This window comes from Robiginitalea sp., assembly GCF_982776155.1.
Window position 1 is genome coordinate 250,203 of sequence record NZ_CEXZKX010000005.1, and the last position, 21,640, is coordinate 271,842.

Here is a 21,640-nt window from a genome sequence, read left to right on the forward strand (position 1 = left end):
ATGTCCCTGAAGGCCCTGGCAGCGCGGATTTTTGCAGCAACTGTCCATTACCGGTCCCGGCGGTGGGTGCGCAACCCCCAGGCTGCCCAACTCAAGGTTTTCCGGGAATTGCTGCGGCAGGGCCGGGCGACCCAATTCGGAAAGGATCACGATTTCGGCGACATCAACACGTATGAGGATTTTGCCTCCCGCGTCCCGATCCGGGATTACGAGGAACTGAAACCCTGGGTGCTGCCCGCCCTGGAAGGGAAGGAAGACATCCTCTGGCCCGGCAGGCCCCTCTATTTTGCCAAGACTTCCGGGACTACTTCCGGGGCCAAGTACATCCCGATTACCCGGCCTTCCATCCGGGAACAGGTACGCGCCTCCCGGAATGCAATCCTGAGCTATATCCACCGGACGGGTCGGGCCGCCTTTGTGGATGGGAAGATGATCTTCCTGCAAGGCAGCCCGGAACTCCAGGAAAAGAACGGCATCAAGGTTGGGAGGTTATCCGGTATCTCGGCCCATTTCGTACCCGGGTACCTGCAGAAAAACCGCCTGCCCAGCTGGGAGACCAATTGCATTGAAGACTGGGAGACCAAGGTAGACCGGATCGTGGATGAAACGGTGGAGGAAGACATGACCGTCATTGCGGGGATCCCTTCCTGGGTGCAGATGTACTTTGAAAAATTGCGGGAGCGCACCGGGAAGGATGTGGGCGAATTGTTCCCCAACCTGGAGTTATTTATTTACGGGGGCGTGAACTTTGAGCCCTACCGGGGCCGGTTTGAACACCTGCTGGGCCGGCGGGTGGCGAGCATTGAACTCTTCCCGGCCAGTGAAGGGTTCTTTGCCTACCAGGATACGGACGGGGGCAAGGGGCTGCTCCTCTTGCTGGACGCGGGGATCTTCTACGAGTTTGTCCGGGCGGACGAATTCTTTGAACCGGGGGCGCGCCGGCTGACCATCGGGGAGGTGGAGACCGGGGTGAACTACGCCATGGTTATCTCCACGAATGCCGGTCTCTGGGGTTATAACCTGGGAGATACCGTTCAGTTTATTTCCCTGGACCCTTACCGGGTAATCGTTTCGGGCCGGATAAAGCATTTTATTTCCGCCTTCGGGGAGCACGTGATTGCCAAGGAGGTGGAATACGCCATGGAAGAGGCCCTGGAGGGATCCGGGGCAAGGGTTGCCGAGTTCACGGTGGCCCCGGTGATCGAAACCGGGGGGGAGGAACTGCCCTACCACGAATGGCTCGTGGAGTTTGAAGCCGAACCGGAGGATATGCCGGCATTTATCGCCAGGCTGGACGCTTCCCTCCAACGGCAAAACAGTTACTACTACGACCTGATTGCCGGGAACATCCTGCAACCCCTGAAGATCACCCGGATCCGCGCCGGCGGATTCCGGGAATATATGAAGTCGGTAGGAAAGCTCGGAGGGCAGAACAAGGTGCAACGGCTTGCCAACGACCGGAAAGTGGCCGACGCCCTGTACCCCTTCCGCAAATAGCAGCACCCTTCCGTGTACGAAAATTAAACGTAAATTTGCCGCAGGAACCTAACTGATGGAGACAACCCGAGCGCAGGAATCCACCAATGCTATCGAGCGCATGTACATCACCATGCGCCATTTGTTCAACCGGGGCTTCTACAAGCCCATGGGCGTTTCCGGCGAAACGCTGCGGAACGCGCTCCTGCAGTTGCGCCCGGAGATTTACGGGTCCATTGGGGAGGACAAGACGGAACTCGAAGGCCTGATGTACGTCCTGGAACGGCTGCCCGAAGGCATCGAACAGTGCCGCTTCATCAACCTCACCTCGGACGAAGGGTACGGCAAATCCCACTTCAAGCCGATCATCCCCCCAAAGAGGCGCCGGAACTGCTACCGCATTGACGAGGAGCAAATGAATATCGAGATTACCCGGGGGCGTTCCGATATCTATGACATCCTCACCCACCTGACCTTCCTCTTTGTGGAATCGGACAAAATCGGGCGCCGCGTGCTCATTGACGATGGGCCCCGGACCATCCGGGACTGGCAGAAACTCGAAAAGGCGATCGGTAAAGAGAAGCTCTCCCAGGCCGAGCGGGAGGTGGCGCTTATCCATACGGCGAACATCCTGGGACGTTCCTTTGTGGATGTCGCCGAGGTCTACGACAAACTGGCCACCAAGAAGAACCCGGCCCGCTTCCTGCAGATTATCTACTGGCTCGGCAAGCTGGCCATCGAGGAAATCACCACGGGAGAAAAACGAACCATCACCTTCAGCTCGCTCCTACGGGAACGCCTGGGCCACCACATCCACGGGGAGCGGTGGGCCAACAACATCAAGGGGGTGCTTCGGAAAGAAGGTTTACTCAACCGGCCGCTGCACATTATCAGCAGCAATATGCACAGCGTGCTAAACTCGCTTTTTGCCCGGAAGGCCCTGGCTAAAACGCTGCCCGGCAAGTCGCCCCTGGAGCTCTACGAGGCGTTGAGCCAGCCCGGAAGCGCCAAGCTCCGTGAGCTGGTAACCTCCCGGGCGGTCAAAAACGGGATGATACCCATCGACGACCTGTCCGGCACAAACATCGACGTCCAACTCTTCGACACGGCCCGTCTGGGCCCGGATGCCTGCTGCTATGAACTGGCGGCGGAGAAGGAAGCGGACAAGCCGGTGATCCTGGTCATGGACTACGCCTTCGGGGAGCAGGCTTTCGAGACGATCGACGAGTTGCTGAAGCCCTACAACATGGACGGGAAACTCCACTATATGTCGGTGGACTCCATTTCAATCATGGGAAAGGCAGGGATCCTGGAGGGCGACAAAGGCGACCTGATGATCCCATCGGCCCATATCTTTGAAGGCACGGCCGACAACTACCCGTTCCGGAACGAACTTTGCAAATCGGATTTCGAGGGGAACGGCTTGCGCGTTTTCGAAGGCACCATGGTAACCGTCCTGGGGACCTCCCTGCAGAACAAGGACATCCTGAGTTTTTTCCACGATTCCACCTGGAACGTCATCGGCCTGGAGATGGAGGGGGTACACTACCAGAAGGCCATCCAATCGGCTTCCCGCATCCGCAAGAGCATCCGGGAGGACGTGAAGGTGCGGTACGCATACTACGCCTCGGACAATCCGCTCAAGACCGGCCATACCCTGGCCTCCGGGGGGCTGGGCACCACGGGCGTCAAACCCACCTACCTGATTACCGACAAAATATTGAAACAAATTTTTAATTCGTAAGTACGTATGAACGCAAATTCCAATAACACGTCTCAACCTGAAGACCAGATTGACATCGGGCAATTGTTCGATGGTGTAAGGAACGGGTTTCGAGTTGTTTTCCGGGGTATTCTAAAAGCTTTATTATACCTGGTAAAAAGGTTTTGGATCTTTTGCCTGCTGGTAGTAATCGGTCTTGGTTTAGGATGGGGCCTCGAAGGCTTGACGAGCGATTCCTTCAAGACAGAAGTAATTGTACGGCCCAATATGGAGAATAAGAACTATCTGTACGATGCCGTTTCGGAAATCCAGGCGAACCTACAAGCCGAAGATTCCTCGTTTTTCGAAGCACTCGGAATTCCGGGGCTTGCAGCCGATAAGTTTCAAATTGAAATCGAACCGGTTAATGAAGGGGCAGAAAGCCTCAACAACAAAGACTATCTCAGGTATTTGGAATTGCTCGAAAATTTTCAGGCCGATCCGACGATTTCTGAGGTCATACGAGAGGAAATTCTGGATAAGTCCGGTATAAACCACCGAATTATATGCACCTATCCAGATCCGGTCAGAGGGCCCGAATATGCAAAAGCCATATTAGAGTATATAAATTCCAACACCTACTATGGCAAACTGGTTGAGGTACGCCAGGAGAATAGTGAGGATCGTATAGCCTGGAACTACCGCCTGATAGGCCAGGTAGACTCGCTTATTTCCGGCTACACGGCTAGTCTGATGCGCGAAGAGGTTCAAGCCCCGAACCGGATCGTTCTCGAGGGAAGTGATGGAGTTGAGCCAACCTCTCTATTACAACTTAAAAGCACGTTGCTACGCGAAATCGAATCCAACCGTTTTACATTGGCCAGGGAAACGCAGCCTGTCCAGATCATGAACTTCGGACGGTCACAACGCGTAAACCCAACATTTTTGGCCAGGCCCCTTATTCTGGTTCCGCTAGTCTTATTGTTGTTGTACCTGTTGAAAGATTTTTTTGTTTTTATGATTAAAAAGGCCCGGGAACTGGAAGCATGAGGAAGCCTGCCACCGAAAAGCGAACAATACTAATTACCGGAGGCGCTGGGTTTATCGGGTCGAACTTTATTCATTACCTGGCTTTAGAGCGGCCGGATTGGCACATAGTAAATCTCGACAAGCTTACGTATGCCGGATCCTTGGACAACCTGGACGGGCTGAATCCGGATTTTCAATACGATTTTATTCAGGGAGATATAACGGATGGGGGGCTGCTTAACCGCCTTCACCGACGTTATCATTTCGATGGGATCGTTCATTTCGCAGCCGAATCTCATGTGGACAATAGCATTGCGTCCCCAGAAACTTTTGTAATGTCCAATGTTATGGGCACCTTCACATTACTCGAGGCCGCCCGTAAATGGTGGATGCCAAAGGGTCGAAGTGCATGTCAGGGACGATTTTTGCATATTTCAACGGATGAAGTTTTTGGCGAGCTTGGCAAAACAGGTGTTTTCTCAGAAACAAGCCCCTATAGACCAAACAGCCCATACAGCGCCTCGAAGGCAGGGTCTGACCACCTGGTCAGGAGCTATGTAAAAACCTACGGGATGGACTGTATTACCACCAATTGCTCGAACAACTACGGCCCCCGTCAGCACCGGGAAAAATTTATTCCCACAGTGATAAACACAGCGATGACAGGGAAGGAAATCCCGATTTACGGTGACGGCTCCAATATCCGGGACTGGTTGTTTGTTAAAGACCATTGCGAAGCGCTTCTTGGCATTTTTGAATACAGCGATCCCGGGGAGCACTACCTGATCGGCGCCAACAATGAACAAAACAATTTGGATCTGGCACGACTTATTTGCCAGAAGCTTGACGAGATCGTACCGTCGCTGGGGGGAAAATCCTATACGGATCAAATTCGGTTTGTTGAAGATCGCCCCGGGCATGATATCCGTTATGCGGTAGATCATTCGAAATTAACCGGCGAGCTTGGATGGAAGCCCGTCACTACTTTTGAGTCGGGTTTAACCGAAACAATTCATTGGTATATCGGGAAATTAAATAAGAAATTATGAAAGGCATTATACTCGCCGGCGGTTCCGGCACGCGCTTGTACCCGATGACCATTGCCCTCAGTAAGCAATTGATGCCTGTTTACGATAAACCGATGATCTATTACCCGTTGGCTACGCTTATGCGTGCGGGAATACGGGAAGTCCTGATAATTACAACACCCCGGGACTCTGGACTATTTCAAAAGCTACTCGGTGACGGCAGCCAACTTGGGTGCCGCTTTGAATATGCAGTTCAATCACATCCAAGAGGAATAGCTGACGCTTTTAACATCGGCAGGTTGTTCATCGGCGAGGATAATGTGGCACTCATCCTTGGGGACAACATTTTTTACGGTTCTTCCCTGCACCAACAACTGTCCGAGAGGCTGAATCCGGACGGAGGGGTGATTTTTGCCTACCATGTCAATAACCCGAGGCGCTACGGGGTTGTTAACCTCGACGCCACGGGTCAGGTAGATTCCATAGAAGAAAAGCCCGAAAATCCCCGTTCCAATTACGCCATTCCCGGGATTTACTTTTACGACAATGAGGTTTTGGATATCGTCAAGGGCATTCAACCTAGTCACCGAGGCGAACTGGAAATTACGGATGTTAACAAGGCATACTTGAAAATGGGAAAGTTGCACGTCTCTGTACTTGACCGGGGAACGGCCTGGCTGGATACCGGCACCGTATCCTCACTAATGCAGGCGTCGCAATTTGTCGAAGTAATCGAGAACCGGCAGGGTCAGAAGATCGGGGCAATCGAGGAGGCTGCGTTTGAAATGGGTTACATCGGGGAGGCTCAATTGCGACAACTGGCCGAACCGCTGCGAAGCAGCGGATATGGAGAATATTTATTAAGCCTCATTCAACACACCTGAAGGACTTGTATATTGAAACTTTCAAAGACGGAAATAGTCGGATGTTACCTAATTGAACCCACCATTTACAGAGACGACAGGGGTTTTTTTATGGAGTCCTACAACAAGGCGAAATTCGAAAAGAATCTCGGCCTGTCTGTGGACTTTGTGCAGGACAATCATTCGGTTTCTTCCCGAAACGTACTTCGTGGCCTGCACTATCAAAAAGGACAATGGGCTCAGGCCAAGTTGGTACGCGTGGTACGCGGAAGGGTCCGGGATATTGTTGTGGATCTCCGGACTGACAGTCCAACGTTCGGAAGGCACGTGGCTGTTGAACTTTCATCGGACAACTCCCGGATGCTCTGGATACCCAAAGGACTCGCTCACGGTTTTCTGAGCCTTGAGGACGATACGATATTTTGTTACAAATGCGATGCCTACTATAACCCGAAAGCCGAGGCTGGCATTCGGTTCAATGATCCGGACCTGGATCTGGACTGGGGGGTTCCGGAATCCGAGATCAAACTCTCGCCAAGGGACCGAGCACTTCCGTTTTTTAGAATGTTGAAATAATGACTTCTGTAATTGTAACCGGCGCAGACGGCCAACTGGGAAAAAGCATTCAAGCCAGAATTGGGAGTTACGACGAAATCAACGGCGTTTTTGTATCAAAGGAGTCCCTCGACATAACGCGTGTGGAAGAAATCAGAAAACGATTCAAGGAACATGCTCCGGAATACTGTATAAATACGGCGGCTTTCACCGAGGTAGATGAGGCAGAAGTAGCAGAAGACAAAGCCATGGAGGTCAACGCCTGCGGGGCAGAAAATTTGGCCAGAGCTTGCGCCGAATTCCGGGTTATACTGATTCACTTGTCAACAGATTATGTTTTTGACGGGAGTAAACCGCACGGCTATCGACCTACTGACAAACCAAATCCGATCAATGCATATGGTCGTTCCAAATGGGAAGGGGAAAAGCGTATCGGTAAGTGTCTGGACAGGTATTTTATTATTCGCACTTCCTGGTTGTATTCCGAATATCCTCCGAATTTCTTTACAACAATCCTCAACCGCCTTAATAAAAATGAAAACTTGGAAGTAACTGACCAGCAGCGAGGCTGTCCTACAAAGGCCGGGAATCTAGCAAATTATATTCTGGAGCTCATTACCTCTGATGATCAGGATTTTGGGATCAGGCATTTTACAGACGGGGAGCCGATGACCTGGTACGAATTTGCTCTGCGGATCAAGAATAGATATGCTCCCGATAGTACGTCAAAGATTCGAAGGGGAAATAATTATCGTAGTTTTGCCAAACGGCCGGAATGTAGTATTCTTCTTCCATAACAAAAAAGTATCATACCCAATATGAGCAAGATCGCATTGATTACCGGAGTTACAGGTCAGGACGGGGCGTACCTGAGCGAATTCCTCCTGAAAAAGGGCTACGAAGTACATGGCCTCAAAAGGCGTTCCTCCCTGTTCAACACAGATCGTATCGATCACCTCTACGAAGATCCGCATGTTGAGAATCAGCAGTATTTCCTCCATTACGGGGATATGACTGACAGCACCAACCTGATTCGGCTCATTCAGGAAATTCGGCCGGATGAAATTTACAACCTGGCGGCGATGAGCCATGTGCATGTTTCTTTTCAAATTCCGGAATATACAGCAAATGCTGATGGAATAGGAACGCTTCGGATTTTGGAAGCAGTTCGGCTTCTGGGTCTGGAAAAACACACGCGAATATATCAGGCATCCACTTCGGAACTCTACGGAAAGGTTCAGGAAGTCCCGCAAAGTGAAACCACTCCCTTTTATCCACGAAGTCCGTATGCAGTAGCAAAGATGTATGCCTATTGGATTACTGTAAATTACCGGGAGGCTTATGGGATGTTCGCATGCAACGGCATATTGTTCAACCACGAGTCGCCAATCCGTGGCGAAACATTTGTGACGCGTAAAATCACCCGGGCCGTTTCACGGATCGCACTAGGCCTTCAGGAGAAATTTTATCTCGGGAACCTGGATGCCCGACGGGACTGGGGCCATGCAAAGGATTATATCCGGATGATGTGGATGATCCTGCAGGCCGATGAACCTGAAGACTGGGTAATAGCGACGGGAACCACTACAACTGTAAGGGATTTTGTTCGCATGAGTTTCCGGGAAGTGGGAATAGAACTGGAGTTTAGGGGAGAAGGTGTTGAGGAAAAAGCCTATATCAATTCCTGTTCAGATCCTGATTACCAGATACCTGTGGGTAAAGAAGTGCTCAGCGTTGACCCGAAATACTTCCGGCCTACAGAGGTGGATCTGTTGATCGGGGATGCTTCGAAGGCAAAAAATAAACTGGGCTGGGAACCTCATTTCAACCTCGAGGATCTGGTTCGGGATATGATGCAATCCGATCTGAAATTCATGAAAAAAGAACAATACCTCCGGAAGGGGGGGTATACGATTATGAATTACTTTGAATGAGCCCCATGCATAAACAAGATAAAATATTTGTAGCCGGCCACCGCGGAATGGTGGGCTCAGCCATCTGGAGCGCGTTGGAAAGTAAAGGCTATACCAATCTCATAGGCAGGAGTAGCCGTGATTTGGATTTGCGGGATCAGGCTGCGGTCAATGAATTTTTTCAATCGGAAAAGCCTGAGTTTGTAATTGATGCGGCGGCGCGGGTGGGGGGTATCCTGGCAAACGACACCTACCCTTACCAGTTCCTGATGGAGAACCTGAGCATCCAGAACAATCTCATCCAGGCTTCACATGAGAGCGGGGTCACAGGATTTATTTTTCTTGGGAGTTCGTGTATCTATCCGAAATTAGCACCGCAGCCACTTGGAGAAGACAGTTTGCTCACCGGGCCGCTTGAACCGACGAATCAATGGTATGCCATTGCCAAAATTGCCGGAGTTAAACTATGTGAGTCTATCCGAAGGCAATATGGAAAATACTATATAAGCCTGATGCCTACGAATCTCTACGGGCCGAATGACAACTTTGACCTGAAAACATCCCATGTTTTGCCGGCGATGATCCGGAAGTTTCACGAAGCGAAATTAGCGGATCATAAAAGCGTAGACCTTTGGGGATCTGGAAAACCAATGCGGGAATTTCTTCACGTAGACGACCTGGCAGATGCTGTGGTTTATGCCATGGAAAATAAATTGCCTCATGATCTGTATAATGTGGGGACCGGCCGGGACCTAACCATTCGGAGCCTGGCCAAGTTGATACAGGAAATTGTGGGCCATAAGGGAGCGATTCACTGGGATATGGATAAACCCGACGGAACGCCGCGAAAACTCATGGACGTCAGTCGCCTGAAGGAATCCGGGTGGACCGCATCCATTGGTTTGGAAGATGGCATCCGGTCTACTTATGATTGGTTTTTGAAAAATCAGGATATGTATAAACAGGTACGACTTTCTTGATTCAATGAATACCCGAAGCCTCATGTACCGTATTAAAAACCTCGGCCTCTTTAAGGCCGGGTGCTCATTCTGGGGGTTCTTTGCTATTTTAATCTTGTTCTGTGGTTGCCGAAACCCGGATTCGTCGTGGATTCAAAGCGAGCCGGGGAATAGCGTTTTGGATCTTGAGTATTTTAACGACACGCTGGGGTTGATCGTTCGGGACATACGGGTTTATCCCCAAAGCAACTCAAAACGATACCAGGTTCGGGTGTATTTAGAAGAAACCCGTCGATCGGAGCATTGGTCGGATCATAGCTTTTACCTGCATTTTTATCCTAAAATTAATACAGAGGCCCAGGGTGGATTTTATCCTGCGCAAGCCACTCCTTCTGAAGTTCGGCGGGGGATATGGGTGTTTACGGGCACTTTTGAGTCGGATCTTGAGCGGTTTGAGATGCTGCGTTTTGGATTGGTAGACGGAAATCGGAGGCGATTGTTTACGCTTGCTGTCGATTCGATTCCGATCCGCATCAGATAGTATTATTTACAATAATGAAGTAACAATGCCGGTTCACCTATGCCATTAAAAAAAATCCTTTACAAACTCCTTTCGGGGAAAGACCAAAAGGAACTCGTGGCCAAGGCGGGCGTATTTGTGTTTTTTCGTGTAGCAGCATTGATTTTAGGCTATGGATTTACACTGATGGTAATCCATTATTTCGGCAATGAAGTTTACGGCATGGTGGTCCTTGGCTTTACCCTGTTCATGGTTTTGTCCATTGCCGGTAAGCTGGGATACGACGTCAGCCTGACGAGATACGTAGCTGCCGGAAACCTCCCTAAAAACGAATTATCCGGGTATTTGGCACAGGCTACCATACGCTCTTTCCTGGTGTGCGCTATTCTGGCGACGCCGATGGTGCTCTTTGATGAATGGATTGCCTCCCGAGTTTTTAACAGGCTTGAATTTGCACCATTTCTTAGATGGACAGCCCTCACTTTTCCGATTTGGTCACTGATCTATATACACAATGGAATTTATCGCGGCCTGAAAAAAAATACACTTTTTTCGATTTATGCCGCATTCGGGAGATTCCTGCTTACAATCGGGGTTTTACTGGCCGGAGTGCTTTTCTTTGGAAATAGATACGACGAATTGCCCATTGTTGCGCATTTTATCGCCATATTCCTTCTGTGGTTGAGTTGTTGCTGGTTCACTTACAGAGTTTTTGGATATAGTCTCTACCAGTCTCTTGAAGGCTCGTTTCGCAAGTTTAATAAGGAGTCCCGACCGATATTGATTACATCTGTTTTGGGGATTCTGCTGATCTGGATCGACCGGTTGTTCGTCGGAGCCTATTTAGATGAATCCGATGTGGCTGTTTACGATGTTGGTGCAAAACTGGCCTTGCTCATATCCTTCAACTTGGATGCAATTAATTCAATTTTGGCGCCAAAAATTGTTGAGCTTTATCGAAAGGATGATGTAAAACCGTTGCAGACCCTATTGACTTTTGCCGTGGGCATCAGTGCAGCCATCGCATTGGGGACTTTTCTGGTAATTCTATTGGGGAAGGACATCCTCCTGAGGCTTTTTGGGGAAGCCTACCTCTCGGGATCCGGGGTCTTGTTAATTTTGGGAGTCGGGCAACTATTGAATTGTTTTTGCGGTTCAGTGGGCAATATTCTCCAGATGACAGGCCATCAAAAGACGCATCAGAAAATCATGCTGATTGGCCTCATCGTCAATTTGACTTTAAATTTCGCACTAGTTCAACGCTTTGGCATTGAAGGGGTGGCTATTGCAACAATTGCAAGCTTGTTGACATGGAATTTCCTGGGGGCCTATTATGTTAAAAAGCGAACCGGACTGAGAAGTTACCTGGACCCCCTGGCCCTGCTGAATAAAATTAATAGAAATGGCTGAGCTAACTCCCAATGTATTCCTTATCGGCGTTCAAAAGGCCGCAACAACTTCTCTATACGACTGGCTGGCCCAGCACCCGGAAGTTTGTGCGCCGTTTTCCATGAAAGACACACCATTCTTTATAGATGATGAACTTTTTGAAAAAGGAACAAAGTTTCTGGATAGGATTTACCGGGATGAATATTCGGGGCAACCCGCTGTATTGAACGGAAGCGCCAACATCATATATTTTGAGAAAGCCATCCAAAGAATCGCCTCACTGAACCCGGACGCCAAACTCATCCTTGTACTCAGAAACCCGGTGGAACGCGCTATTTCAGCATATAACTTTGCTGTTAAAAGAAACATGGAGCAGGAAATCCTGCACAAGGCAATCAGCCTGGAAGAGAGCCGGATCAGGGAAGGGGATTTGCGGACCCTATCCAACAACACATATGTCGATCATGGAAGGTATTTTACGCAGATCACCCGTTTGAGAAAATACTTCCCTGCTGAGAGCGCCCACATTGTGTTTTATGAGGAGATAAAAAATGACCCGTTGGCAGTTGTCCGCGATGCCTATGAGTTTATTGGCGTGGACCCGGATTTTGAACCGGAACTAAAACAGCTGAATAAAACAGGGGAAGTGCGGTTTCCGTGGATACGGAATGCACTCTATAGCCAATCGGGCATAAAAAAAGCACTTGTCAGGTATATCATAGACCCATTGGTGCCGTACAATTTGAAATATAAATTAAAGATTTTCTTTCTGAATCTCGTTACCAGCCAAAAATCAAAAAAGCGTGTGGCAAATCCGGATGACAATAAGGCCCGGGAATTAATTCGGGAGGCCCTTTCGGAAGAAATTGAGCAATTAGAGGAACTGCTGGGCACAGATCTGAAAAGCTGGAAATCCTAAAAGATGATTTTACGCACAATTAAAAGTAAATTGGAACAAGCCACTCGACTCTTGTTGATAAACACCCTGACAACGGTCAATGACTCGGTTCTCATTGTAGAATACCCCAAATCCGGAGGCACCTGGCTTGGTCAACTGGTTTCTGCGTATCTGGGGTTGCCGTTTCCGAGAAACCGGATGCCGGCCCTGGGGTCTTCGGTATTTCACGGCCATTATCTTCCCACTGGACGGATTCCGAGTAACAAAAAGATTTTGTTTCTGGTGAGAGATGGGCGGGATGTGATGATTTCTCTTTATTATCACCAATTGATCTGGAACGAAAAGAATAAGCTGAACCCCAAGGATGTCATTTATCACCGAAACAAAACAGGATTCGAAAATTTTGAGGATATAAAATACAATCTTCGTGCATTCATCGACTACGCTTTTATGAGCAAGCCGAGTAAATGGCAACAATTCACTTATATGGGAAATTGGGCTGAGTTCAACCGGGCCTGGCTCAGGGAAATGGAACACGGTAGTGAAAACATCTATTTAGTGAAGTACGAGGATTTGTTACATGATACTTTTGGGACGGTCTCTAAGTTATTAAAAGAGCAACTTGGTGTTTCACATATCGAGAAGGAGCGCCTGGAAAAAGTGGTTCAAAAATATTCATTTGAGAACCAGTCGCAACGCAAAAAGGGAGACGAAAAGAAAAACAGTTTCCTTAGAAAAGGCATTTCCGGCGATTGGAAAAATTATTTTGGTCAGGAAGAGAAAGAGTGCTTCAAGAAGCATTCGGGGGACGTGCTTGTTAAACTCGGCTATGAACCGGATATGACATGGTAGTTTCCCGTAAGCAGGCAATATTTTGGACACTGTTACTGACAGGGCTTCTGGTATTCACCTTTTTGCGCCAAACCCTTATTCTGGTTTATCCTGTGATTCTAGCCGTCCTTGGGTACTTGCTCCGGCTAAAATTAAATAGGAGCATATTGCTTTTCACGCTATTGTTTTTTCTGTTGGGCCTGTTGTCAGCGTATCTGGCGGGGGGGTATTTTCTCAATTTTTTCGTCTCTGCTTATCTGATATTGCCTATTTGGGTCTTTTTACAAGCTCGTCCCATAGCCTGGAAATCTGGCAGGGTTTTTTCCGTATTTGACACATTCCTGGCGATTGCATCACGCGTATTGGTGGTGGTGAACGTCAGTGCATTCATTTATGCACAATTTATTATAGACCCCTCCTTGATGAATTACGATGACGCCTTTACGGGACTCTATGGGCTGGACGGTCTGGGCTCCCATACGCTTTCGGTTATAAACCTGGGGTTTAGCGTGTACTATCTCAGTAAAAGGAAATATTATTCCTTTGCCTTTTTTCTGATTAGTGGTGTTTTTGGTTTTTATGGACTGGGACTTGTGATTTTTCTGATTTCCCTTCTGCTGTTGTACGCCACGCGGCTCCTTAGATATTGGAAAATCATGGGGGCCATCTTATTGAGTTCGATTATTGCGGTGGGGATGATAGGAGTATTCAATCCCAGGAACCTGGATTATATCGAGGCCAATATCAACCGGGCGCTTTTGGTTTTTGATTCTTACGACTATCAGGAGGAAGTGGAGCGATCTCGCCAATTGGAAGTCACCCAGATACCGCGTTTTATAACGTTTCTGGACGGGTCCCAGAAACGATTTCTCGGCGACATGAAGGTTTTTATGTTAGGGGCCGCACCCGGGGGATATAATTCCAGAACCGCCTTCTACCTTAATGGCGACTTCGTTCAGAACGAATGGCTAAGGAGCAACTTTTCAATCCGTACACCAGCACATTCCGAAGATGTTTACCCCCTCCTGAACAGGGAATTGTTGTCGAAACCCTACAATGACGGTACAAGGAACCAAACATTTTCTTCTCTGGTTGCGCTTCTTCTTGAGTACGGCCTGCTTGCCGGGGGCGGTTACCTGATTTTCTTTTTTATCAGGATTTGGCAGATCCAGGGTAATCTGATCAGCCGGGAGCGAGCAGAATTCCTTAAATTTATTGGTATATATGCCTTTTTTTTACTTTCGGTTCAGAATTACCTGGAGTACCCGGAAATCATCGTACCCATTATACTATTATTTAAACTGGCCGAGTTTGACCGCGCACAGCAAATGCATGTTGATTGAAATTATCCCGTAAAAACATATGGATCGGCCTATTCGCAACTTTCCTGGTTGTGCTACCGTTTGGGCCGGCCTTGCCCAACCTGATGGCTGGCGCAATTTTGGCTTTCTGGTTGTTTGAATTATTGCACTTTCGCGTTCAGGCTTCCCGGCGTGATTGGTTGGAGTTCCTCGTGATCAATGGATACGTATTGTTGCATTTCCTATCCTTGTTTTGGAGTGATGACCTCGCGCACGGTCTCCAGAAATCACTGTTGCTCGTTTTCATTCCCCTGTTTTTTCTCGTAATGCGTCATTTAAAAGGCATATTCAGCATTTCAGATGCAGGTCTACTTGTAGGGTGCTTTACGTTTTCCACGTCAATTCTCTCGATACTCTCTCTCTCTGTGGCCATGAATGCCCCGGAGTTTTCCTTGGACGCGTTGCTTCAGGAAAATCTTGCCACCTCCCTAATAAATTTTCATTATCTGGGATTCTCCCTGTACGTTGGCGCGGCCATTGTTTTGACATTGACCCTCTGGTTGTTCCACCGCAATTCAATGCCGCAATGGTATCGGAAGCCGGCTCCGATTATTTTAATTTTCCTTTTAGGGATTCTACTACTATTGAGCAGTAGAAGTACAATAGTTTTTACTTTGATCCTGTCTGTTTTTTTACTTTGGAGGGCGAGGAAAATAGCATCCACACCGGAGTTCCTCGGCATTATAGCAATTATAGTACTCGCCGTTGTATTTGTTTTTAGTAATCGGGCCCTGATAGAAAAATTCAAGGATGCGGTTAATTTCGAAGGGCAATACGAGGTAACTGAGTACTGGGGAGGCAGGGGTTTCCGGGAACTCATCTGGGACTGTACGGCACACGTAATAGAGGCAAATCCGGCCTTAGGCACGGGTTATGGTGACCAACAAACCGAGTTGGAACTTTGCTTTCGACGCCACAGGTATCAGGCCTTGCTTCTAAAAGGAAATACGTTTAACGCACATAATTTATTCCTGCAAATTACTCTGGCAACAGGGCTGGTGGGGCTTGTGCTTTTTTTAACGTCATTGGTATATGCTACCAGCCGGCTATGGAACCGGGAAGCCACCATTTATTTTGCGTTCCTCGTCCTTTTTCTCGGAACGAGCCTGACCGAATCCCATTTTAACAGGAACGCCATCGTGCTGCTTTTTGCATTCTTCCACGCTTTTTTCTACTTCAAATTTTCTGCCTATGAACGTTCTTCAGATACATAATTTGTATCGGTTTTCGGGAGGCGAGGACGCTGTGGTAGACAACGAAATGAAGTTGCTTACGGAATACGGCCTGAACGTAAAACAACTGCATTTTGACAATAAGCAAATCAATGCGGGCCGTCTTTTCTTCAATAAGCAGGCCTATTCCCGGACCAGGGAGGCAATTCGAGAATTCCAACCACACGTCGTACACGCACATAATTTGTTTTACCAGGCATCCCCGGCTGTATTGAAGGCAGCAAAGGATTTGGGAGTACCCATCGTGATGACGCTACATAATTTCCGGCTGATATGCCCGGCGGCACTATTACTCCGGGATGGACAAATCTGCACGAAATGTGTGAATTTAAAGTTTCCCTCCCATGGAGTATATCACGCTTGCTTTCAGGACTCCGTTCCGAAGAGCCTATTGCTATCAACATTTTTGTGGTATTCAAAGGTCCAGGGGATCTGGAAGGATTCTGTAGATCGGTTTATTGTCCTGACCCCGTTTATCAAAGATTTATTTATTCAATCGAGCCTGGGAGTTGGAGGGGAAAAGCTAATTGTGAAGCCAAATAGTACGGACGACATTTATGAGGACACTGAGAAAGTGCCTCCCGCTCGCCAAGGGTTTTTATATATCGGCAGACTGTCCCGGGAAAAAGGTGTTCATTTGTTGTTAGAAGCTTTTCAGGGACTCCCCGAAAAGTCCCTGACCATCGTCGGCACGGGCCCACTGGAGCAGGAGCTCAGGGATTTGGCAGGTAAGAACATCCATTTTCGGGGTGAGCAGTCCAGGTCCTCGGTGGCGGAACTGTTGAGAACCACCAAGGCACTTGTATTTCCATCCCTGTGTTATGAAGGGTTGCCAAATACCATTATCGAGTCTTACGCTGCGGGAACCCCTGTAATAGCATGTGACAATGAGAATATCAGCAAATTAGTAAACCACAATTACAATGGGTTATTGTTTTCTTCCGGTCAGGTTAAATCATTAATACAGGCAATCGAGGATTACGATATGGTGCCGAGAGAGGATTTTGAAAAATGTGCCCGGCGGACATATCTTGAAAAATACACTCATAAAATTAATCTGGAGAACTTACTGGAGATATACAATTCCGTAGTGAATTAGATTCATGGACAACAGCAAGAAAAGAATTATCAGCATCGATGTAAATGCCATCCGGGAGGTCGATTTAATTGAACAACTTCATCATAGAATCGAACAGGAAGAATCCGGTTATGCCTGCTTTTCCAATGTTCACATGTTGATTGAAGCGTATGATAATTCCGATTTCGCCGAGGTGGTCAATTCTGCCACATATGCTTTACCGGATGGTTTACCCGTTGCCAAAAGCTTTCGGGTACTTCACGGGATCAGTCAGGAGCGGATTGCAGGAATGGATTTCTTGCCGCTCTTTTTGCATCACTGCAATCTAAAAGAATACCGGGTGGCATTCATCGGTTCAACCGAAGAGGTTTTGGAGGCGACCCGATCCAAAATCAACAGAGAGTTGCCGGGAATTGTTTTGACTCATTTAATTTCCCCTCCCTTTGGGCAGTCCTGGGAAAATGAGAAATATGTAAGACAATTGAACGAATCCAACACACAGGTCGTTTTTGTTGCTTTAGGTTGCCCAAAACAGGAAGTCTGGATGCACGCCCACACCCGGCAGATAGACGCGTTTCTTTTCGGCATAGGTGGAGCATTGCCGACATACGTTGGGGTTATTAAGCGGGCACCAGCCTGGATGCGCAAATCTGGCCTCGAATGGTTTTACAGGTTGCTAAAGGAGCCTAGGAGAATGTTCAAAAGATATTTGTACACGAACTCCAAATTTCTCTACTTACTGGCTCGCCATTATATAAAATAACCCCTATTTTTAGGCGAATGAACCCTGGGGACATTCGGCCGCATAAGTCCATTATCGCGGTACCCGAGAACAAATGATCATGCCCTTTCAACAATCCAAATATCTGGATCTTATATCTCCGGTATCTTTTTTGGTGGATTTTGTGATAATCAACTATATCGCAAAACTGCTCCCCATCAATTTGGAGGTTGACCTGCTATTTCATGGCTATATATCCCTTGGTTGGTTGATAATCGCGTTTAAAACTGAATTTTATGTAATCAGGAGGCATGCAAAGGTTGTTCACATTTTGCGCCTTCTCGTTCAGCAATTCTTTATTTATTTCCTGATCGTTTATGCATTTATCGGCTTTTTCAAGCAACCAAACATGAGTCGTTTTGCGTTGGCACAGTATGTTGGGATAGTATTTGTATCCGTTAGCAGCATGAAATTATTGAGCTATTACCTTCTCATGAAGTATCGCGAAAAAGTCAAAGGGGATCTGCGCGACGTTGTTGTGATCGGCAAAAACAAGAAAACAGACCAATTGGTTCAGGTGTTTAACGATCGCACAGAATTTGGTTATCGATTCAGGAAGCAATTCTGCCCCAGATCTGAAAACTTTGACTTGAAAGCCTGTTTCGAATTTATTGTAAGCAATAAGATCGATGAGGTGTATTGCTCGGTTTCAGAATTAAAAAACAGCGAAATCATTGATTTCATCAACTTTGCGGACAACAACTTGATAACACTTAAATTTCTTCCTGACAACAAAAATTTATATTCAAAAAAGCTGAAATTCGAGTACTACGACTACCTCCCGATCCTGTCCCTCCGGGATATCCCGCTCCACAACCCCATCAATGCTTTTGTCAAGCGTTCGTTCGACATCGCCTTCAGCCTGGTGGTGATATTCGGCGTGCTGATCTGGCTCGGGCCCCTGCTGGCCATCCTGATCTGGCTGGAATCGCCGGGGCCGCTGTTTTTTGTGCAGAAGCGCACGGGGCTGGACAACCGGGAATTTTATTGCTATAAATTCCGCTCCATGGCCATGAACAAAGACGCCGACAAGCTCCAGGCCGGGAAAAACGATATGCGGGTAACGCGGATTGGCCGGTTTATCCGGAAGACGAGTATCGACGAGCTGCCCCAGTTCTACAACGTGCTCTTCGGGAATATGTCCGTGGTGGGCCCGCGGCCGCACATGCTCAAGCACACGGACGAGTACGCCAGCAAGGTAGACAAATACATGGTCCGGCATTTTATCAAACCGGGCATCACCGGCCTGGCCCAGGTGCGCGGCTACCGGGGGGAGGTAGAACGGGATTCGGACATACACGGCCGGATTAAATTCGACATTTTTTACATCGAGAACTGGTCCTTTCTGCTGGATGTAAAAATCATCGTGCAGACGGTCCTCAATATGTTCCGGGGGGAGGAAAAGGCGTATTAGTAGCCTGCCTCCGATCCCGGGGTTGCATTTCGGATTTGTCGGCAAAGCGGCATACCATCGCGGAAAAAAGCGCGTTAATGGAACCGGGAGGTACTTCGCACAGTAGGAAAACGAGTACTTTTATCCCGGAATTGGGTTGTTCGACCAAAACAGTTGCGCGGTACGCCCCGTTCTAATTAATATTGCGGCCACATCGCACGGCTTTTAATCAGCAACAAAGAATCAATCAATGAAAATATCAGTAATAGGTACGGGCTATGTCGGTTTGGTAACCGGGACCTGCCTGGCCGAAACCGGTAACGACGTGGTTTGCGTCGACATCGACGAGCTCAAGGTCAAACGGATGCAGGAGGGGGAGGTGCCCATCTACGAGCCGCACCTGGACGTATTGTTTGAGCGGAACATCAATGCGGGCCGCCTCACCTTTACGACTTCCCTGGCCGAGGGCCTGGAGCACGGCGAAATCGTATTTCTGGCGCTCCCCACCCCGGAGGACGAAGACGGGTCTGCGGACCTGAAATACGTCCTGGGCGTGGCGGATGAAATCGGGAAACTGATAACCGATTACCGGGTAATTGTGGACAAGAGTACGGTGCCTGTCGGGACTTCCGATAAGGTGCGGGAGGCGATTGCAAAAAATGCCAAATGCGACTTTGACGTGGTGTCCAACCCGGAATTCCTCCGGGAGGGCTTTGCGGTGGACGATTTTTTGAAGCCCGAACGGATTGTGGTGGGCTCCAGCTCTCCCCGTGCCACGGAACTGATGGAGAAACTCTACAAGCCCTTTGTACGATCCGGGAACCCGGTCATCATCATGGACGAACGCTCGGCTGAGCTCACCAAATACGCGGCGAATTCCTTCCTGGCCACCAAGATCACCTTTATGAACGAGATCGCCAACTTCTGCGAGCTGGTGGGGGCCGATGTGGACAAGGTCCGGATTGGGATGGGCACCGACTCCCGCATCGGGAAGCGCTTTTTGTTCCCGGGCATCGGGTACGGGGGGTCCTGTTTCCCGAAGGATGTCAAGGCCCTGCATAAATCCGGCAAGGATTCCGGCTATGATTTCCAGATCCTGGAATCCGTGATCGACGTAAACCAGAAACAGAAAACGGCCCTGATCCCCAAGATCCGGAAATATTTCGGGGATGACCTGAAGGGTAAGAAGATCGGCCTTTGGGGGCTGGCCTTTAAACCGGAAACCGACGATATCCGGGAGGCCCCGGCCCTGTATATTATCGAGGAGTTGCTGGCCGCCGGGGCTGAGGTTACTGCCTTTGACCCGGAAGCCATGGAAAACGTCAAGCGGAAGCTGGGAGATGCCATCGCTTTTGCACCCGGCATGTACGGGGCGGTGGAGGACATGGATGCCCTGGTGATCTGTACGGAATGGAGCGTGTTCCGCAACCCGAATTTCAGCATGGTCAAGGACCTGTTGAAAGCCCCGGTGATTTTTGACGGGCGCAACCTCTACGACGTGGAGGAGATGAAGTCGCGCGGGTTCCACTACGAATCCATCGGCCGCGGATAGCACATCATCCGGTCTGCGGGCAACCTGCGTTCCCGCCGGCACGAAAGGCAATTAAGTAACAACAACAAATAAGCAAACAGGTGAAGCGAATTTTGATAACAGGGGCGGCCGGATTTCTGGGGTCCCATTTGTGCGACCGGTTTATCGCGGAAGGCTACCACGTCATCGCCATGGACAACCTGATCACGGGCGACCTGAAAAACATCGAACACCTGTTCCGCCACGAGCACTTTGAGTATTACCACCACGATGTAACGAAGTTTGTCCACGTCCCGGACCGGCTGGACTACATCCTGCATTTTGCGAGCCCGGCCAGCCCGATCGACTATTTGAAAATCCCGATCCAGACACTCAAGGTGGGCGCCCTGGGAACGCACAACCTGCTGGGGCTCGCCAAGGAGAAAAAGGCACGTATCCTGATAGCCTCCACCTCCGAGGTATACGGGGACCCGCTGGTGCACCCGCAGACCGAGGAGTACTACGGCAATGTAAATACCATCGGCCCCCGGGGGGTTTATGACGAAGCGAAGCGGTTCCAGGAGTCCATCACGATGGCCTACCACCGTTTCCACGGGCTGGAGACCCGGATCGTGCGGATCTTCAATACCTACGGGCCGCGGATGCGCCTGAATGACGGACGGGTGATCCCGGCCTTTATGGGCCAGGCGCTCCGGGGCGAGGACCTGACGGTTTTCGGCGACGGTTCCCAGACGCGTTCCTTCTGCTACGTGGACGACCAGGTAGAGGGGATCTACCGGTTGCTCCTCTCGGACTACGCCCTCCCGGTGAATATCGGGAACCCCCACGAAATTACCATCCGGGACTTTGCCGAGGAGATCATCAAACTGACCGGCACGGACCAGAAAATCGTGTTTAAGCCGCTGCCCAAGGACGACCCGATGCAGCGGCAGCCGGACATCACCAAGGCCAGGGAAATCCTGGGCTGGGAACCGCAGGTGGGCCGGGAAGAAGGGATGAAGAAGACCTTCGATTACTTCCGGACGCTTTCGCGGGAAGACCTGGAACGGAAGGAACATCGGGACTTTTCCGGCAGGAACCGGCGCTGAGAACGCACCCCGG

General features: G+C 49.3%; 20 protein-coding genes. All 20 read left to right on the forward strand.

The genetic code is table 11. The features are described from left to right. The 20 genes from AC3DKS_RS10635 (at nucleotide 1) to AC3DKS_RS10730 (ending at nucleotide 21,627) form a co-directional block, all read left to right on the forward strand. Nucleotides 1-1,497, forward strand: coding sequence for a GH3 auxin-responsive promoter family protein (locus AC3DKS_RS10635; protein ID WP_015753335.1), 1,497 nt, complete (start codon nucleotides 1-3; stop codon nucleotides 1,495-1,497). 55 nt (nucleotides 1,498-1,552) lie between these two features. After that, complete coding sequence (locus tag AC3DKS_RS10640; protein WP_015753334.1) at nucleotides 1,553-3,220, forward strand: DUF6909 family protein; 1,668 nt, start codon at nucleotides 1,553-1,555, stop codon at nucleotides 3,218-3,220. Nucleotides 3,221-3,226: 6 nt separating this feature from the next. After that, nucleotides 3,227-4,228, forward strand: a complete 1,002-nt coding sequence (locus AC3DKS_RS10645; RefSeq protein ID WP_015753333.1) for a hypothetical protein — start codon at nucleotides 3,227-3,229, stop codon at nucleotides 4,226-4,228. Continuing rightward, nucleotides 4,225-5,256, forward strand: coding sequence for a dTDP-glucose 4,6-dehydratase (gene rfbB / locus AC3DKS_RS10650; protein WP_015753332.1), 1,032 nt, complete (start codon nucleotides 4,225-4,227; stop codon nucleotides 5,254-5,256). Before AC3DKS_RS10645 ends, rfbB begins: the two co-directional genes overlap by 4 nt. Further along, nucleotides 5,253-6,119, forward strand: coding sequence for a glucose-1-phosphate thymidylyltransferase RfbA (rfbA, locus tag AC3DKS_RS10655; RefSeq protein ID WP_015753331.1), 867 nt, complete (start codon nucleotides 5,253-5,255; stop codon nucleotides 6,117-6,119). The genes rfbB and rfbA overlap by 4 nt, the downstream gene beginning before the upstream one ends. Nucleotides 6,120-6,131: 12 nt before the next feature. Continuing rightward, the gene (gene rfbC, locus AC3DKS_RS10660; RefSeq protein WP_272606926.1) at nucleotides 6,132-6,674 is read left to right on the forward strand and encodes a dTDP-4-dehydrorhamnose 3,5-epimerase; all 543 of its coding nucleotides are present in this window, start codon (nucleotides 6,132-6,134) and stop codon (nucleotides 6,672-6,674) included. Beyond that, entirely contained in the window at nucleotides 6,674-7,450 is a 777-nt protein-coding gene (gene rfbD, locus AC3DKS_RS10665) for a dTDP-4-dehydrorhamnose reductase (RefSeq protein ID WP_272606925.1), read from the forward strand. Before rfbC ends, rfbD begins: the two co-directional genes overlap by 1 nt. 21 nt (nucleotides 7,451-7,471) lie before the next feature. Next, on the forward strand, nucleotides 7,472-8,587 hold the full coding sequence (gmd, locus tag AC3DKS_RS10670; protein WP_272606924.1) for a GDP-mannose 4,6-dehydratase: 1,116 nt from the start codon (nucleotides 7,472-7,474) through the stop codon (nucleotides 8,585-8,587). Nucleotides 8,588-8,592: 5 nt separating this feature from the next. Continuing rightward, complete coding sequence (locus tag AC3DKS_RS10675; RefSeq protein ID WP_041327452.1) at nucleotides 8,593-9,546, forward strand: GDP-L-fucose synthase family protein; 954 nt, start codon at nucleotides 8,593-8,595, stop codon at nucleotides 9,544-9,546. 22 nt (nucleotides 9,547-9,568) lie between these two features. After that, nucleotides 9,569-10,066 (forward strand): hypothetical protein, encoded by a 498-nt coding sequence (locus AC3DKS_RS10680; RefSeq protein WP_272606923.1) that lies wholly within the window; start codon nucleotides 9,569-9,571, stop codon nucleotides 10,064-10,066. A 39-nt stretch (nucleotides 10,067-10,105) separates the two neighbouring features. Then, nucleotides 10,106-11,455, forward strand: coding sequence for a flippase (locus AC3DKS_RS10685; RefSeq protein ID WP_272606922.1), 1,350 nt, complete (start codon nucleotides 10,106-10,108; stop codon nucleotides 11,453-11,455). Further along, nucleotides 11,448-12,353 carry a sulfotransferase family protein gene (locus AC3DKS_RS10690; protein WP_083760681.1) on the forward strand — a complete coding sequence of 302 codons (906 nt, stop codon included), beginning with the start codon at nucleotides 11,448-11,450 and terminating at the stop codon, nucleotides 12,351-12,353. Before AC3DKS_RS10685 ends, AC3DKS_RS10690 begins: the two co-directional genes overlap by 8 nt. Nucleotides 12,354-12,356: 3 nt before the next feature. After that, the gene (locus AC3DKS_RS10695; RefSeq protein ID WP_015753323.1) at nucleotides 12,357-13,184 is read left to right on the forward strand and encodes a sulfotransferase domain-containing protein; all 828 of its coding nucleotides are present in this window, start codon (nucleotides 12,357-12,359) and stop codon (nucleotides 13,182-13,184) included. Continuing rightward, the gene (locus AC3DKS_RS10700) at nucleotides 13,178-14,506 is read left to right on the forward strand and encodes a hypothetical protein (RefSeq protein ID WP_015753322.1); all 1,329 of its coding nucleotides are present in this window, start codon (nucleotides 13,178-13,180) and stop codon (nucleotides 14,504-14,506) included. The genes AC3DKS_RS10695 and AC3DKS_RS10700 overlap by 7 nt, the downstream gene beginning before the upstream one ends. Beyond that, nucleotides 14,503-15,738 (forward strand): O-antigen ligase family protein, encoded by a 1,236-nt coding sequence (locus AC3DKS_RS10705; protein ID WP_272606921.1) that lies wholly within the window; start codon nucleotides 14,503-14,505, stop codon nucleotides 15,736-15,738. Before AC3DKS_RS10700 ends, AC3DKS_RS10705 begins: the two co-directional genes overlap by 4 nt. Continuing rightward, the gene (locus AC3DKS_RS10710; protein WP_272606920.1) at nucleotides 15,716-16,855 is read left to right on the forward strand and encodes a glycosyltransferase; all 1,140 of its coding nucleotides are present in this window, start codon (nucleotides 15,716-15,718) and stop codon (nucleotides 16,853-16,855) included. Before AC3DKS_RS10705 ends, AC3DKS_RS10710 begins: the two co-directional genes overlap by 23 nt. Before the next feature lie 4 nt (nucleotides 16,856-16,859). Beyond that, nucleotides 16,860-17,597, forward strand: coding sequence for a WecB/TagA/CpsF family glycosyltransferase (locus tag AC3DKS_RS10715; protein WP_015753319.1), 738 nt, complete (start codon nucleotides 16,860-16,862; stop codon nucleotides 17,595-17,597). Nucleotides 17,598-17,676: 79 nt separating this feature from the next. Continuing rightward, nucleotides 17,677-19,029, forward strand: a complete 1,353-nt coding sequence (locus tag AC3DKS_RS10720; protein ID WP_041327449.1) for an exopolysaccharide biosynthesis polyprenyl glycosylphosphotransferase — start codon at nucleotides 17,677-17,679, stop codon at nucleotides 19,027-19,029. A 229-nt stretch (nucleotides 19,030-19,258) separates the two neighbouring features. Beyond that, nucleotides 19,259-20,560: a UDP-glucose dehydrogenase family protein gene (locus AC3DKS_RS10725; RefSeq protein ID WP_272606919.1), complete on the forward strand. Its 1,302-nt coding sequence runs from the start codon at nucleotides 19,259-19,261 to the stop codon at nucleotides 20,558-20,560. Between the two features lie 80 nt (nucleotides 20,561-20,640). Then, the gene (locus AC3DKS_RS10730) at nucleotides 20,641-21,627 is read left to right on the forward strand and encodes a UDP-glucuronic acid decarboxylase family protein (protein WP_041326933.1); all 987 of its coding nucleotides are present in this window, start codon (nucleotides 20,641-20,643) and stop codon (nucleotides 21,625-21,627) included. Nucleotides 21,628-21,640: the final 13 nt, after the last annotated feature.

Bases quoted from the DNA above. Each gene is read 5' to 3' on its own strand.
- AC3DKS_RS10700 (WP_015753322.1), top strand. From the start codon at position 13,178: ATGGTAGTTTCCCGTAAGCAGGCAATATTTTGGACACTGTTACTGACA.
- AC3DKS_RS10645 (WP_015753333.1), top strand. From the start codon at position 3,227: ATGAACGCAAATTCCAATAACACGTCTCAACCTGAAGACCAGATTGAC.
- rfbD (WP_272606925.1), top strand. From the start codon at position 6,674: ATGACTTCTGTAATTGTAACCGGCGCAGACGGCCAACTGGGAAAAAGC.
- rfbB (WP_015753332.1), top strand. From the start codon at position 4,225: ATGAGGAAGCCTGCCACCGAAAAGCGAACAATACTAATTACCGGAGGC.
- AC3DKS_RS10715 (WP_015753319.1), top strand. From the start codon at position 16,860: ATGGACAACAGCAAGAAAAGAATTATCAGCATCGATGTAAATGCCATC.
- rfbA (WP_015753331.1), top strand. From the start codon at position 5,253: ATGAAAGGCATTATACTCGCCGGCGGTTCCGGCACGCGCTTGTACCCG.
- AC3DKS_RS10720 (WP_041327449.1), top strand. From the start codon at position 17,677: ATGCCCTTTCAACAATCCAAATATCTGGATCTTATATCTCCGGTATCT.
- AC3DKS_RS10640 (WP_015753334.1), top strand. From the start codon at position 1,553: ATGGAGACAACCCGAGCGCAGGAATCCACCAATGCTATCGAGCGCATG.
- AC3DKS_RS10695 (WP_015753323.1), top strand. From the start codon at position 12,357: ATGATTTTACGCACAATTAAAAGTAAATTGGAACAAGCCACTCGACTC.
- AC3DKS_RS10690 (WP_083760681.1), top strand. From the start codon at position 11,448: ATGGCTGAGCTAACTCCCAATGTATTCCTTATCGGCGTTCAAAAGGCC.
- AC3DKS_RS10685 (WP_272606922.1), top strand. From the start codon at position 10,106: ATGCCATTAAAAAAAATCCTTTACAAACTCCTTTCGGGGAAAGACCAA.
- AC3DKS_RS10680 (WP_272606923.1), top strand. From the start codon at position 9,569: ATGTACCGTATTAAAAACCTCGGCCTCTTTAAGGCCGGGTGCTCATTC.
- AC3DKS_RS10725 (WP_272606919.1), top strand. From the start codon at position 19,259: ATGAAAATATCAGTAATAGGTACGGGCTATGTCGGTTTGGTAACCGGG.
- AC3DKS_RS10675 (WP_041327452.1), top strand. From the start codon at position 8,593: ATGCATAAACAAGATAAAATATTTGTAGCCGGCCACCGCGGAATGGTG.
- AC3DKS_RS10635 (WP_015753335.1), top strand. From the start codon at position 1: ATGTCCCTGAAGGCCCTGGCAGCGCGGATTTTTGCAGCAACTGTCCAT.
- gmd (WP_272606924.1), top strand. From the start codon at position 7,472: ATGAGCAAGATCGCATTGATTACCGGAGTTACAGGTCAGGACGGGGCG.
- AC3DKS_RS10710 (WP_272606920.1), top strand. From the start codon at position 15,716: ATGAACGTTCTTCAGATACATAATTTGTATCGGTTTTCGGGAGGCGAG.